The following is a 12,608-nucleotide window of genomic DNA, read 5'->3' as shown; positions in this document are numbered from 1 at the left end:
TTGCAAGTGTTTCAGTAGTCCTGGCGCGCGATTTCAAAGATCAAAACATCATTTGCGATGTCCGCGCCCATTACTCCAACTGCAACCTCTCGCAGGTTGCCTCGCACCACATCCAGGTTTTCATTGTTGATGAATGCGCCATCAAAACCGCCAATGCTCGCATGATCAAAGAGAACCCGCAAAAATTCATCACGCAGCTTCGGTTCTTTATCGAAAACTTCTTCACTGTAGCCGCTGGCAACCTCAATACTGAGAGCCATGACGACCATCGCCGAGATGCGGTCTTCTTGCACGAGCGGCACGACAAACTGATTTGGGAGCCGGACATATTCCATCGCTTCTGATGACGCTTCAGCGTCGTGCTTTTCAGAGTGGGACTCTTTGTCCTTAGTCGGTTCTGCTGACTTCTCAGTTTCTTCATAAGCGGCTGCTTCCTCGACCGGGGCCGGGCGCAAGAAGATACCAGCGCCTACACCCGCACCAGAACCGACTAAAAGCATAATTATGGGCAGTAATTTCTTCACACTATCATCTCCTAGAAGGGCAGAACGCCGTCAAGAACCTGTTGCCCAAGACGCGGTTGCTGCACGTCCGTGATCTGCCCGCGACCGCCATAAGAAACGCGCGCGGTGGCAATCTTGTCATATGTGATTTCATTTTGCCTCGAGATGTCTTCTGGCCGGACATACCCGGTCACGAGCAATTCACGCATTTCAAAGTTAACGCGCAACTCCTGGCTGCCCGAAATCGACAAAACACCATTTGGCAAGACATCAACAATGGTTGCGGCGATTCTGAGAGTGAGCTTTTCATTCCGCTTCACCGAGCCATCGCCCGACGAATTGCTGTTCGAGTTGATGCCCACGGCTTCGGACGTCGACGCCCCTTCCGGCAGCCTTTCATCAATGCGTTGCGGCAAACCGAAAAGTCCCGAGATGCTTAGGCTTTCCGAACCTGACCGGGAACGATCCGTCGCATTTGAGATCTCAGCTTCTTCATCAATCTCGATGACCACGGTAAGGATGTCGCCCTGCTGAATCGCACGCCGATCCCCCAGCAGTGATTGCCGAGCACCAGACCAGAGCGACGCCTGATCGGTTGGGCCTGTCGCATCAGCCCGCAAGGGCAGTCCAGGTGACAGCATTGCATTGTGTTCCGCAGTGCCCGTAGGCGAACTGAAGGAGGGTGCCTTCCCAAGATGATCCGAGCGACCGCAAGCCGCTACCAAGACAAGGCACAAAAGAGCGCAGTATTTCTGGTTTTTCATTTGAGACCTCTAATTCTTTACATGTACCGAGCCGTCAGCATGGATTTGTCCAAACAGCGTCGCCCGGGAGCTTAGGTTCATTATTCTGACCCGATCGCCAATACTGCCACGCTCTAATGATCGACCTTCGGTCGTTATCACGAGACCTCCAGTTTCGAAGCGGAGCATGACGATCTGATTGCGCGTCACAAGCGCTGGCGGACCAACGTCATCGAACAAAATCGGCCGACCCGCATAGAGTGTGGTTTTGGCCTCTTGACCAATCACATCCAAGGCGCGGTCAAACCCGTTAGCAATCCGCCCGGACTTTGTAACCACATCGATTTCAGTGATGATTGCGTTTGCCCGGATGGTGCGCGTCGGAACCACCGACTCTGCAAGGGCATCGGCACCAAGGCATACCGCCAGCAAAAAGATCCAAAAACGCATCATCTGATTTGCGTCGTTGCGCCCATCATCTGATCGGCTGCCGAGATGACTTTGGCATTCATTTCGTAACCACGCTGAGCTTCGATCAATTCGGTGATTTCGCGCACGGCGTCAACGGAGCTGTCTTCCAGATAGCCCTGCCGCACCGTGCCAAGCCCATCTTCGCCTGGTGTAGAAACAAGCGAAGGACCAGAGGCCTCAGTTTCAGCAAAAAGGTTGCTTCCCAACGCTTCCAGCCCCTTCGCATTGGTAAAGCCTGCCATGTTGAATTGACCCAACAGCTGCGCGTCCGGTGTTTCCGCAAAATACGCGTAGACTTCGCCAGATGCATTGATTGAAACGCTGCGCGCGTCATCCGGGATTACGATCTGGGGTTCGACCGGAAAACCATCGGAGGTCACAATCAAGCCTTCTCCCGTTCGTTTGAGGGCACCATCGCGCGTATAGGCTGTCTGTCCAGATGGCAGGGTCACCTCAAGATACCCCTGACCTTCGATCGCCAGGTCAAGATCGCCGCCAGTTGCGCTCAGCGATCCTTGCTGAAGTTGAACTGATACCGCGGCCGGTCTTACCCCCAAACCCAGTTGAACACCGGTTGGCATGACAGTGCCGTCGGTTGCACTGATCGTGCCCGGTCTTGTCAATTGTTGGTAGTGCAAGTCCGCAAACTCGGCACGCCGCGCATTGTAACCCGTCGTGCTCATGTTCGAAAGGTTGTTAGAAATCGTTTCAACCCGCATCTGCTGGGCACTCATTCCGGTCGCTGCAATCTTAAGGGCGCGCATTGGGCACCTCCTCTACCAAGAAATCTACTGTGAAAGCGCGCGCAGAGCTGAGCGCACGCGTTGATCTTCCGCGTCTAAGAAACTGGCGCCCAGCTCATAGGCGCGCTGGACCTCGATCATGCGGGTGAGTTGCGTAATCGCATCAACATTCGAATTTTCAACGAACCGCTGGAGGACACGTGCTTGTTCCGCGGGTTCATACCCATCGTCCGCACGAAACATCACGCCGTCTTCGCGGACCATTTCGCGCGCATTCAGAGGCTGAACGACCCCGATTTGACCAATTGGGTTGCCCTCGCTTGAAATTGTGCCATCCGCCGAAACGGCAACATCTGCGGCACCCGGCGGGATGAAAACAGGCGCGCCGCCGGCATCCAGAACGCGGTACCCGTCAAAGGTTACCAAATCGCCCTCCGCGTTCGGAGAGAAAGCGCCCGACCGTGTCAGCCTTTCGCCCGCTGGCGTCTCGACCAGAAAGAAACCTTCGCCTTCGATCGCGAAATCAAACGTCCCGCCAGTCTGCGTCAAAGCACCCTGTTGAAAGGAGGTGTGACGCACGTTGCCCTGCCCCATGGAAAGGCTTGACCCGCCCTCAACGGACTTCACGTATTCTGAAAACACCAAACCTTCTTGACGATACCCGGTCGTTGCAGAGTTCGCGATATTGTTCGCGACAATGCGCATTTCCCGCATCAGACCCGCTTGTCGCGTGAGCGTTGTATACCCAGAGTTCTCCATCTCAACCTCCAATAATCAGTGGTACGATGCGGTCGTGAAAAAACGAGACCAGCGTTTGTGTCATGAAACCCATCGACATCCAGAAAACGATGACGATTGCTGCGAGTTTCGGAACAAAAGTAAGCGTCATTTCCTGAATGGACGTGAGCGCCTGAACCAATCCGATGGACACCCCCGTAATCAAGGCCGCTGTCAAAATTGGCAGCGAGATGATCACCGAAATCCACAGACCCTGCCGCAGCGTGTCGAAGAAGAGAACTTCGTCGAGCATGTTAAACGGGCATCCGCAGGATTTCCTGGTAGGCTTCTACAACTTTGTTGCGCACGGTAACCGCCGCTTCAACGGCCAGTTCAGTTTGTGCAAGCGCCTGGACCAAAGCATGCGGATCAGCGTCACCAATCATCGATTGTTTGGCCGTTTCCTCGGTTTGCGCCAGTGTTTGGGCAAAATCCATCGCGGCTTTTCCAGCCAATTGGGCAACGCTGGGTTCTTCAGGCGTCGGCTCGGTGGCCGGGCGCGCCTGAACATAGTTACTAATCGCCGATGTAGATCGTGCATCAGTGAACTTCTGTATTGCTGAAACAGCTTTCATATCCATTCTGGATCTCCTTGAAGTCTTGCAGCAGTTTTAGCCGCGTCTTGTTCAATTACTTGCGCAGCAGGTCCATGAGGCTGCTGGACATTTTCCGTGTCTGTTCAAACACTTTCAGGTTTGCTTCATAGCTGCGTTGTGCTTCGCGCGCGTCACCCAGCTCGATCATCAGGTTGACATTGGACCCATCGAAGTAGCCGGAGTCGTCAGACATCGGGTGGGAAGGATCATAAACCCGTTCCAATTCCGTCTTGTCCAATCTGACCCGGCTGGTCTCGACCTCCGATACACCGCTCCCGGCGTTAAAGGATGTCTCAAATGACACCAGCTTGCGACGGTAACCAGGCGTATCGGCGTTAGAGATGTTCTCTGCCAAGTGGCGTAAGCGTGTCGCCTGAGCCTTAAGGCCGCTAGACGTTACTGTTAAAGCTTTAGCAAAATCGTTCATGATACGTTCCCCGATTAACTTCTTCTAAGCGTCGCGCGCAGGATGTTAAGCGAGGACTTGTAGATGGCCATTGCACGATCATGCTGACGTTTCGCACCGAGCGATTTCAGCATTTCAGTCTCCAAGGAAACATTGTTGCCGTTTGGGGATGCAACGGATGTCTTATCGACAATCGGCTGTGCGACAGAACTATTCATGGTGCCGTGCAGATGCAGCGCGCGGGTAGAGCGCTGACCGGTGACATCCCGATTCGACATGTTGTTATTGTAGGTCTCGGCGAAGGGCGCGAGATCGCGCGCCTTATATTCAGGTGTATCGGAATTTGCGACATTCTGCGCAGCAACTGCTTGTTTCTGCCCGGCATGGACCGCCATTGCATGCGATATCCTGAAGACTTCCAAATTTTCAAACATCGGGGCTTCTCCCTCGTGTGATTTCATCAAGACTTAACTCTGATTCCTTTAGAAAGGGTTTGCGCACTTCAAAGGATTGCCATGAACACGCCTCTTCCCTTCGACGGATTGACCGCTCAGATTACGGACCTTAACCCCGTGCGTGCCATTGGCCGCGTCACGCGTGTAGAAGGTGGCGTGATCCAGGTTTCCGGATTGGCCGGTAAAGCGCGCATTGGCGATCTGATTGTTGTTTATCGCCAGGGGGAGCCTCTGTCTGGCGAAGTTTTGCAGCTGGACGGCGATATCCTTGTTTTGTTGCCCGACCAGGCCCCTGACGGTGTTGCCTTACAAGATCGTGCGGCGTTGCTTGAAGCTCGCGGCATCGCGCCATCGGATGCTTGGGTCGGGCGCATTATCGATCCTTTTGGCAATCCAATCGATGGCAAACCGCTCCTCCGAGGCGCACAAGCGAGAGCGCTCAGACGCGCGCCTCCAGATCCCGCGATGAGACGTGCAATGGGCGCGCGCCTCAACACCGGCATGGCTGCATTGAATACAATGCTTCCCTTGGTCGAAGGTCAGCGAATCGGTTTGTTTGCCGGGTCTGGCGTCGGCAAGTCTAGCCTGCTTGGACACCTTGCGCAGAACATGACCGCAGATATCGTTGTCATCGCTTTGATTGGCGAACGCGGTCGCGAGCTGCGCCACTTTATTGAAAACGTGCTCGGCCCCGAAGGATTGAAACGTGCTGTTGTTGTATGCGCAACCTCGGATCAATCACCGCTGATCCGTCGGCGTTGCGCCTGGGCGGCAATGTCTGTTGCCGAGCACTTTCGTGATCAAGGTCACTCTGTGCTTTTATTGGCAGATTCGATTACACGTTTTGCTGAAGCACATCGCGAAGTAGCTGTTGCTTCCGGTGAAGCGCCCGTACTTCGCGGTTACCCGCCATCAACTGCACACTTGATTATGTCTCTATGCGAACGCGCAGGCCCAGGTCAGGAAAACCAAGGTGATATTACCGGAGTTTTCAGTGTTCTAGTTGCTGGTTCAGACATGGAAGAACCGATTGCGGATATTCTGCGCGGTGTGTTGGACGGGCATGTCGTTCTTGATCGGGCAATTGCGGAGCGTGGGCGATATCCCGCGATAGACGTGCTGCGTTCGATATCGCGCAGCTTGCCTGCCGCTGCCACTGAAGCGCAAAACGCACTGCTGGTTAAGGCTCGCAATTTGCTCTCCGTCTACGACAACAATGCAATGATGATTAGGGCGGGTCTCTACTCAGCAGGAAGTGATCCGGAAATTGATGCAGCTGTTCAAATTTGGCCTGAGCTCGACGCGTTCCTTGCGAAAGTCGAAACACAGAGTGTCGACAACAGCTTCACTCAGCTTGAGCTGATCCTGCGCCGCGTGCGCGGCGCAAATCTGCCAGGACAAAAAATCCGCCCCTCACCGGCAGCTTGATCAGTTTTCAGGATTGCAACAGCGTCAAGGCGATTGAGGCAGAAGAAGCGCCACTATTGAAATTTGCCAACTGTGATCGCACAATATACTTCGTGATCAGATCGTCGAGTATTTCAGGATCTGAGAATTGATTGACCTGGTCACTCCCAAAAACCGACTGCGTGCGCTCTTTAAAAACAGCGAGTTGTTGGTCGATATCAATTTGCCCGAATTCGGATGGAAGATTCAGTGCTTTTTCGAACAGTGTGCGCAATGGAGGCTCGCCCATAATGGTAAACCACTTTGCATCATTTGAAATATCACTATCAGTAAATGACTCCAGTGCGAACTGGCCATCGACGATCTCGACCGGTAGATTATACGTAACGCCCGCAGGGAATTCATAGTTTTCCGCAATGTAGCGATCAGTGATGCGCGTGGAAAAGCCCTGCTCCGCAACTTGGGTGTCCTCAGCAATACCAAATCCAAATGCTCGGGAAAACTCGGCATATGCAGGGTTGTCCAACTGGTTCGCAAAGGCGACATTCGAAATGCTGCCCTCTTCCAAAACGCGTTGGATTTTTTCCAATTCCGGACTTACGAGCGTTGTTGCATCTGGTACGAAAGACGCGATTGCTTCGAAGTCATCTTCTAATCCAAACGCCCCCAACGCGATCTCAAGCAGTCGGAGATCTCCGACCAACTCCTCGGGCGAAGTAATCGATCCAATGTTGTTGGCGAAATAGTCTGTATCGTCCTGAGCTTCGGATGCAAATTGGGCAACTGAAGCCGAAATCTGCTCCGCAGCCAATCTTTCAGCTGACTTTTGAGGTGGTGTTGCCAAATCACCCAATACACGTTGAGCATAAAGAGCTACCCGCATGGAATCGTCTTGTTGTCCTGCGGAAACTTCAAAACTGTTAGATCTAAAACGCGCTAGAATATTATCTGTAAAGCCGTTACGATCAATTTGCGAGGTCTCGCCAGGACCTAGCCCAAACGCCTCAGAGAATTCCTTATATCGGTTGTCGGAAAAGCGATTAGCCAAAGAATCCTGTGCTGTAGTTCCTTCTTCGAGGATCTTCTGAATGAAAAACCGGTTGTCGATATCGTCCTGAATACCAAAAGCACCGAGAGCGACCTCAAGAAGTCTTCTATCCGATGTCAAATCTTGTGCAGTTTTTACTTTGCCAATGTTCTCTGAGAAGTAATCAGCGCTTCGCGTGAGCTGCGAATTGTTGGACAAGGATTCGAGTTGCGTGTCGTAGGTTCGTTGAAGAAACCGCCAACCCGTTAACCCGCTGGATGGAATGACGGGTACAAACATCAGGACGGCCGCGCAGCCATTAATCTATCTTCACGCGGCAGCAGCGCTCGAAGAGCTTTCAATGCGCGGTAGTGCTGATTTTCTACCAGGCCCCGTGTTGCCTCGGCCAGCACATTTCTGCTGTCGGAGTCTGTGAAAACCTGACTTAGTTCTTCTATTTGCCGCAGCAGAGGAAGATGTGCATCCTCAGGATTTTTGTCTCCGGACAATACTAACTGCATGGCGAAACACGCCCTGCGCACCGGCGTCTTCGCGTCTTCAGGATGAATTGCATCTCTTAAGCGCAGGATATTTGCACCGGGTGTCATTATTGCCAAACGGCTTCTACGGTCACCGTTTTCAATGACAACGCCATTGATGAGAACCCGTTCTTTGGGACTTAACTTAAGCACCAATCCACTCATTTACTTGAACCTTCTTGTTTTAGCCCACGGAGTATCGCCGCGTTGATTTCCAAAAGCGGGATAGCGCTCTCTTTCCTGCGCAGAACTTTCTGAGTGTGAAGGCGCGTAAATTCGGAAAGATAGATGATCCGGGCTCGCAGTTCGTCAGGCAATAGATTATTGTCATCTACTACGTCCACCGCCAAAGCGATCCAGAGCTTGTTATTCTCGTACAAGGCCTCTGCCAATGCTGGGAAATCATCTTCTTTAATCGCCAGTTTCAGACGATGCGAAATCCTCGCTATGACCTCGTATTCTGCGCTGCGCGCGGTTCTCGTCGGAGCTGCGGGCGCATATGCGCTTTGGGCCTGTGCGTAAGCGTTCACGATGCAACCTTTGTCTTTGTATGTTTATCTGTCATCGGGTCAGAGGCCCGCCAAGACGGGCCTCTTGGGTATCGCTTAACGGAAGAGCGACAGAATGGTCTGCGGTGCCTGGTTGGCAATCGACAGAGCCTGAACACCCAGCTGCTGCTGTGTCTGCAGGGCCTGGAGCTTGGCCGAAGCCGCTTCCATGTCTGCATCGACAAGCGAGCCGATACCCGATGTCAGACGATCGGTGAGTTTGCTCACGAAGTCTGCTTGCGTTTCGATGCGACCAGCGGACGAACCGAGCACAGCAGCGGAGTCGATCGAGTTCTGGATAAGGGACTCAACGGCGACCAGTGCAGCCTTTGCGCCACCCTCTGTGCTAACATCAATATCTGTCAGTAGATCAAGTCCACCACCTGCAGTACCGCCGGAAGTAACCACCATATCCGTTCCGGCAAAGGCGGCAGCACCTGCTGCGCCGGAGTTATTGGTGATCGTGAATTCTGCGGTACCATCAGCGTTAGCAATGAAACCAGCCGCGAAGTCATTCTCATATCCCGCCTCGGCGAGTGCCATATTTACCCGTGTCGCAAGACCTGAAGCGATGTCGGCGGTTGTATCACCCGCCTTGGCCACATATGCGATGTCATCGGTGATATCAGTACCTATCGCGGCGGAGAGTTTGCCAAAGAAGGAGGCCTGTATCTCGTATGTATCACCCGCGATAACCCGGTTTGCTTGTCGGTCTGCGGCTGTGATATCACCGTTGATGCCAAAATTTTCAGTGGCGCCATCTGCGATCGTAGCGGTGTTCGCCGTTAAGGCTTCTGTTGCGTCAATTGTTGTAGCGGAGGCTGCAACTGTACCAACCGTTTGGGCACCCGTGTCGAGCGACTGTTTATCGAGACCGATTGATGTTGAAGTCACTCCAGAAGACGAGCGATCGAGCGAAGATAAAATATTCACCTCACCCGCTTCTGCATTTTCAAGCTGCTCGGCAATGGTATTGGTTGCACCGGTGTTAACAGATTCCGTTTTGATCAGATTCAGACCGTTGAACTGAGCTGCGCCTGCGATCGAAGCAATCTGATCACGCAGAGCGACAACATCGTCTTGAATTTTCCCACGGTCGACGTTCTCTTCTTGGGAGGCGACAATCTTGCCTTTGATCTCTTGCAGCAGGTCGGTGATGCTTTCGGATGCGTTCAGCGCCACGCCCACTGTCGACTGGCCAAGTGCGAGCGAATCGGAGATGGCCTCGAAGCCCTTCACGTCGGAGGACATCACCTTGGAGATAGCCCAAACGGATGCATTGTCCTTCGCGCTTTCCACAGTCTTACCTGTGGAGATCTCGCTTTGGACTTTGCCGAGGTTCATGTTGATGGATTTCAGGGTCTGCAGCGCAACCATTGCGCTGTTGTTGGTAAGAATGCTGGACATAGCATGTTCCTTTGATCATTCACGCTTTGCGTGGATTGTGCCCCGACCGCCTTTGCGGAGGAGCGAAACTGTCTTTCTGACCAATGCGACCGCCTGGAATTGGCCGACGCGCCACCCGACCTCGGATGCAGCGCCAACATGCTCACTCAAAGGCTAATGAGTGCTTAAACCGAATGCGCCCAGTCGTTCGGTTTTTATTCAAATGCCACCTCAGGCGCGTTTCTCTACATTACTTTCCGGCGTCACGTCGATCGTATGCCGTGCGCCTTTTTCATCATATGTCTCAAGTGAACTGCGCACGCGGCGCAGGGCTGCCAAGCGTCGAGCCACGGATCTAATGCCTTCCAAAGCGTGATCCAGCAGCGCCTGATTGCGCTCAACCTTCGAATTTAGGGCTTCCAAAGGCTCCCGCGAGGCAAGCTCCAATTGCGACAATTGATCAATCAGAGATTCTTTGCGTTCCAGCAACCGCCCAACTTCGTCCAGATTTCCGGTCAACAAGGCTTCACGCTCCGCCTCGAGAACATCGTCCAGCGCGTCGATTACATCTTCAAAGTCTTCATGCGTCATTTTGTTTCTCCTTCAGTGCCTGAAACAGTGATTCGCTTAATCCGATCCCGCCGGTCTTGACCATTTGCATTGCTTGCTCCTGCACCAGGAAAGACCCGAACTGCTCTTCTCCGGCGCCTCCGCCAAAATGATCGCTTGTCTTGCCTAAACCTGCGGATTTCAGCATTTCCGCCAGAAAACTGGCCTCCAGTTTCTCGGCGACATCGCGCAATGCTTTGTCCTGGCTTACAGCAGTATTGGATCCGGTGATCGGTGGAATTGCGGACATTTCAAGTATCTCCAATTGCAACTATTTTTCGCTAGCATGCGCGCAATCGGTAAAGATGCAGTAACCAAGGAATGTCATAAGGTCGGCGAAACGCGGAAGAACTCCCGGAGATGCCTGTGCTTGACATACCTATGCTGCAACCATCGACAAAAGTGACCTCTAGTGGCGATACGTCCACCAAAGAGTCTTCTAGAAGTAGGGAAAACGATTCCTCCGAAGTCGACTTTGATGCGACCTATACGTCTGAGGCAGAAGATGAAGCTGCCCGCGCGGATAAAGAGAAAAGCGATCTCGCCGGCGATGCTTCGGAAGGAAAAAGCACAGCAAAATCAGACGTATCAGCCGATGAAACCGCGACCCCTGACGCACTTCCAGAAGAGGAGCAGCAGGACGGTAAGCTGGCCGCAGTTACAGCAGATGACCATCTGTCGAAAAAAGATACCGTTCAGAAATCGAATGTTGGAGCAACCGAGCTGGCCTTCGCCCAACGCGTGGCTTTGACGCAAGAAGAGAGAACGGCAAAGTCAACCGAGGTCGGAAATGAAACCAAATCGATCCCGAGCACACAACAAGTCGGTGACGAGGATGTGGTAAAGATCGCGTCCGCGACTGCACAGGAAAAAAGACCAGCAGAGAATTTACCGCTCGATGACAAACGAGCAAATAAAGCAAGTCTTCAGGCAGACCGACAAGCAGACTTGAATGTGCCAAAAGCTGCTCAGGTGGCGGCTTCGGCGCAAACGCAGACTGGATCTCAAGCGCAAATTGATGTGTCGCCGAATGCCGGGAGAAAGTCGGACGACGTCGCAAAAAGAGATACTGAGGCGCAAGTCAAACCTGCTGTTGAAGTCAGTGCGCGCACAGATCAGAAGTCAAAGCTGGCGTCACCCACTGCAGTTTCTTCAATGGCGTCAGCGACAGCCCCGTCACTGACACAAGTTGCAGCGGCTCAGGATGCTGGCAATCCCGACATTCCGTTCGTGATCAATGGCGATGTCGAGGCGGCAACCAACTGGGATTCCCGCGCGACGACCCCGGCCAGCCTCGCGCAGACGCTCGCGCGACCGGAGACGCCTGGCATGATCGGACGCCAAATGGCCGAGGTGTTGCAGCGGTTACCAGATCGCCCGGTTGAGCTGGCTTTGAATCCAGAAGAATTGGGCAGAGTACGTCTCAGTATTTCCGCTGCGGAATCCGGTATCACGGTGAGCGTTCTTGCGGAGAGACCTGAAACGCTCGACCTTATGCGGCGGCACATCGATCAGCTCGCCCGGGAATTTCAGGCGTTGGGCTACACAAATATCAACTTTGCCTTCAACGAAGGACAGTCTGAGCACGGCGAAAACCATGATGAAGCCGGAAACCCCCGAGGCAACACCCACCCCATAACATCCGACGCCGCGCCTGAAACGGAATCACCGATCAAGCTCGGCGCCACGACAGGCGTGGATCTGCGCCTTTAAGGAGAAAAGACATGGACGTAACAGCTTCGCAAGCGGCTCAGACCACGAGCCAGACGGCAGCAGCATCCGCGCAATCAGCGGCCGTGCTATCCTCTGATTTCGAAACATTCTTGCAGATGTTGACCGCACAGGCCCGGTACCAGGATCCGCTGGAACCGATTGATTCATCAGAATACGCGGCACAGCTTGCTCAATTCTCGATGGTCGAACAGCAGGTGCTGTCAAACGATCTGCTTCAAGCGCTCTCAGGACAGATGGGGGCTGGAAGCATCGGAGAAATGGCCGGGTGGATCGGCATGGAAGCGCGCACGATGTCGCCGGTGAATTTTGACGGATCGCCCGTTACCATTGTGCCGAACTCCGAGCCTGGCGCTGATCAGGCGGTTTTGATTGCCTACAACGCCAATGGTGACGAAGTGCAACGTCGACAAATTCCTACAGGGGCCGAACCGGTCGAATGGGCGGGTCTGGCCGATGATGGCACGCCGTTTGAAGCTGGCCTATATAGCTTCAAAGTGGAAAGCCGGTTGCTTGGACAGGCCATTGGCACAAATCCTGCTGAGACATATTCCCGTATCACCGAAGCCCGCAAACAAGGCGAAGAAACCATGCTGGTACTGGATGGCGGGGTCAGCGTGACGACAACGGATGTGACGGCGTTGCGTGAACCCGCATAGAAACCCGG

18 protein-coding genes are annotated in these 12,608 nt (G+C 53.5%); 3 read left to right on the top strand and 15 right to left on the bottom strand.

Annotated features, from left to right (window positions below):
• Positions 1 to 11: 11 nt before the first annotated feature.
• The 9 genes from Q1A20_RS05450 to Q1A20_RS05410 are packed head-to-tail and all read right to left on the bottom strand — an operon-like array spanning position 12 to position 4,700.
• Positions 12 to 524: a flagellar basal body-associated protein FliL gene (locus tag Q1A20_RS05450; RefSeq protein WP_299401203.1), complete on the bottom strand. Its 513-nt coding sequence runs from the start codon at positions 522 to 524 to the stop codon at positions 12 to 14.
• Positions 525 to 535: 11 nt separating this feature from the next.
• A complete protein-coding gene (gene flgH, locus Q1A20_RS05445) occupies positions 536 to 1,267 on the bottom strand; it encodes a flagellar basal body L-ring protein FlgH (protein ID WP_299401206.1) in 732 nt (243 codons plus the stop codon).
• Positions 1,268 to 1,276: 9 nt separating this feature from the next.
• The gene (flgA, locus tag Q1A20_RS05440) at positions 1,277 to 1,696 is read right to left on the bottom strand and encodes a flagellar basal body P-ring formation chaperone FlgA (protein ID WP_299403152.1); all 420 of its coding nucleotides are present in this window, start codon (positions 1,694 to 1,696) and stop codon (positions 1,277 to 1,279) included.
• Positions 1,696 to 2,481, bottom strand: a complete 786-nt coding sequence (flgG, locus tag Q1A20_RS05435; protein ID WP_298968653.1) for a flagellar basal-body rod protein FlgG — start codon at positions 2,479 to 2,481, stop codon at positions 1,696 to 1,698. Before flgG ends, flgA begins: the two co-directional genes overlap by 1 nt.
• A 24-nt stretch (positions 2,482 to 2,505) precedes the next feature.
• Positions 2,506 to 3,219, bottom strand: coding sequence for a flagellar hook-basal body complex protein (locus tag Q1A20_RS05430; RefSeq protein WP_299401209.1), 714 nt, complete (start codon positions 3,217 to 3,219; stop codon positions 2,506 to 2,508).
• 1 nt (position 3,220) lies between these two features.
• Complete coding sequence (locus Q1A20_RS05425; RefSeq protein WP_298968656.1) at positions 3,221 to 3,490, bottom strand: flagellar biosynthetic protein FliQ; 270 nt, start codon at positions 3,488 to 3,490, stop codon at positions 3,221 to 3,223.
• A 1-nt stretch (position 3,491) separates the two neighbouring features.
• The gene (gene fliE, locus Q1A20_RS05420; RefSeq protein WP_299401213.1) at positions 3,492 to 3,818 is read right to left on the bottom strand and encodes a flagellar hook-basal body complex protein FliE; all 327 of its coding nucleotides are present in this window, start codon (positions 3,816 to 3,818) and stop codon (positions 3,492 to 3,494) included.
• Between the two features lie 49 nt (positions 3,819 to 3,867).
• Entirely contained in the window at positions 3,868 to 4,260 is a 393-nt protein-coding gene (gene flgC / locus Q1A20_RS05415; protein WP_299401216.1) for a flagellar basal body rod protein FlgC, read from the bottom strand.
• 14 nt (positions 4,261 to 4,274) lie between these two features.
• Complete coding sequence (locus tag Q1A20_RS05410) at positions 4,275 to 4,700, bottom strand: FlgB family protein (protein ID WP_298968662.1); 426 nt, start codon at positions 4,698 to 4,700, stop codon at positions 4,275 to 4,277.
• Positions 4,701 to 4,754: 54 nt separating this feature from the next.
• Here Q1A20_RS05410 and Q1A20_RS05405 point away from each other — a divergent pair, with 54 nt between their 5' ends.
• Positions 4,755 to 6,122, top strand: coding sequence for a FliI/YscN family ATPase (locus Q1A20_RS05405; protein ID WP_299916249.1), 1,368 nt, complete (start codon positions 4,755 to 4,757; stop codon positions 6,120 to 6,122).
• Between the two features lie 7 nt (positions 6,123 to 6,129).
• Here the strand turns inward: Q1A20_RS05405 and Q1A20_RS05400 are convergent, their stop codons facing one another.
• From Q1A20_RS05400 to Q1A20_RS05375, 6 genes are all read right to left on the bottom strand, one after another.
• A complete protein-coding gene (locus tag Q1A20_RS05400) occupies positions 6,130 to 7,428 on the bottom strand; it encodes a DUF1217 domain-containing protein (RefSeq protein ID WP_299401222.1) in 1,299 nt (432 codons plus the stop codon).
• Positions 7,428 to 7,832 (bottom strand): flagellar biosynthesis repressor FlbT, encoded by a 405-nt coding sequence (flbT, locus tag Q1A20_RS05395; RefSeq protein WP_299401225.1) that lies wholly within the window; start codon positions 7,830 to 7,832, stop codon positions 7,428 to 7,430. Before flbT ends, Q1A20_RS05400 begins: the two co-directional genes overlap by 1 nt.
• Complete coding sequence (gene flaF, locus Q1A20_RS05390; RefSeq protein WP_298968670.1) at positions 7,829 to 8,197, bottom strand: flagellar biosynthesis regulator FlaF; 369 nt, start codon at positions 8,195 to 8,197, stop codon at positions 7,829 to 7,831. Before flaF ends, flbT begins: the two co-directional genes overlap by 4 nt.
• A 75-nt stretch (positions 8,198 to 8,272) precedes the next feature.
• Positions 8,273 to 9,622 (bottom strand): flagellin, encoded by a 1,350-nt coding sequence (locus Q1A20_RS05385; RefSeq protein ID WP_299401229.1) that lies wholly within the window; start codon positions 9,620 to 9,622, stop codon positions 8,273 to 8,275.
• Between the two features lie 210 nt (positions 9,623 to 9,832).
• Entirely contained in the window at positions 9,833 to 10,192 is a 360-nt protein-coding gene (flgN, locus tag Q1A20_RS05380; protein WP_299401231.1) for a flagellar export chaperone FlgN, read from the bottom strand.
• Positions 10,182 to 10,460: a rod-binding protein gene (locus Q1A20_RS05375; protein WP_299403155.1), complete on the bottom strand. Its 279-nt coding sequence runs from the start codon at positions 10,458 to 10,460 to the stop codon at positions 10,182 to 10,184. The genes flgN and Q1A20_RS05375 overlap by 11 nt, the downstream gene beginning before the upstream one ends.
• Before the next feature lie 116 nt (positions 10,461 to 10,576).
• Here Q1A20_RS05375 and Q1A20_RS05370 point away from each other — a divergent pair, with 116 nt between their 5' ends.
• Together Q1A20_RS05370 and Q1A20_RS05365 are read left to right on the top strand one after the other, a co-directional pair.
• Entirely contained in the window at positions 10,577 to 11,923 is a 1,347-nt protein-coding gene (locus Q1A20_RS05370; RefSeq protein WP_299916246.1) for a flagellar hook-length control protein FliK, read from the top strand.
• Positions 11,924 to 11,934: 11 nt separating this feature from the next.
• Positions 11,935 to 12,600, top strand: coding sequence for a flagellar hook capping FlgD N-terminal domain-containing protein (locus Q1A20_RS05365; RefSeq protein ID WP_299401235.1), 666 nt, complete (start codon positions 11,935 to 11,937; stop codon positions 12,598 to 12,600).
• Positions 12,601 to 12,608 lie beyond the last annotated feature (8 nt).

The sequence above is a fragment of the uncultured Roseobacter sp. genome (assembly GCF_947501835.1).
GTDB lineage: Bacteria > Pseudomonadota > Alphaproteobacteria > Rhodobacterales > Rhodobacteraceae > Roseobacter.
This window is presented reverse-complemented; position numbering and strand designations above follow the sequence as displayed.

Bases quoted from the DNA above. Each gene is read 5' to 3' on its own strand.
- flgG (WP_298968653.1), bottom strand. From the start codon at position 2,481: ATGCGCGCCCTTAAGATTGCAGCGACCGGAATGAGTGCCCAGCAGATG.
- Q1A20_RS05365 (WP_299401235.1), top strand. From the start codon at position 11,935: ATGGACGTAACAGCTTCGCAAGCGGCTCAGACCACGAGCCAGACGGCA.
- flgH (WP_299401206.1), bottom strand. From the start codon at position 1,267: ATGAAAAACCAGAAATACTGCGCTCTTTTGTGCCTTGTCTTGGTAGCG.
- Q1A20_RS05400 (WP_299401222.1), bottom strand. From the start codon at position 7,428: ATGTTTGTACCCGTCATTCCATCCAGCGGGTTAACGGGTTGGCGGTTT.
- Q1A20_RS05430 (WP_299401209.1), bottom strand. From the start codon at position 3,219: ATGGAGAACTCTGGGTATACAACGCTCACGCGACAAGCGGGTCTGATG.
- Q1A20_RS05425 (WP_298968656.1), bottom strand. From the start codon at position 3,490: ATGCTCGACGAAGTTCTCTTCTTCGACACGCTGCGGCAGGGTCTGTGG.
- flgA (WP_299403152.1), bottom strand. From the start codon at position 1,696: ATGCGTTTTTGGATCTTTTTGCTGGCGGTATGCCTTGGTGCCGATGCC.
- Q1A20_RS05410 (WP_298968662.1), bottom strand. From the start codon at position 4,700: ATGAAATCACACGAGGGAGAAGCCCCGATGTTTGAAAATTTGGAAGTC.
- flgC (WP_299401216.1), bottom strand. From the start codon at position 4,260: ATGAACGATTTTGCTAAAGCTTTAACAGTAACGTCTAGCGGCCTTAAG.
- Q1A20_RS05405 (WP_299916249.1), top strand. From the start codon at position 4,755: ATGAACACGCCTCTTCCCTTCGACGGATTGACCGCTCAGATTACGGAC.
- flbT (WP_299401225.1), bottom strand. From the start codon at position 7,832: ATGAGTGGATTGGTGCTTAAGTTAAGTCCCAAAGAACGGGTTCTCATC.
- Q1A20_RS05375 (WP_299403155.1), bottom strand. From the start codon at position 10,460: ATGTCCGCAATTCCACCGATCACCGGATCCAATACTGCTGTAAGCCAG.
- flgN (WP_299401231.1), bottom strand. From the start codon at position 10,192: ATGACGCATGAAGACTTTGAAGATGTAATCGACGCGCTGGACGATGTT.
- Q1A20_RS05385 (WP_299401229.1), bottom strand. From the start codon at position 9,622: ATGTCCAGCATTCTTACCAACAACAGCGCAATGGTTGCGCTGCAGACC.
- fliE (WP_299401213.1), bottom strand. From the start codon at position 3,818: ATGGATATGAAAGCTGTTTCAGCAATACAGAAGTTCACTGATGCACGA.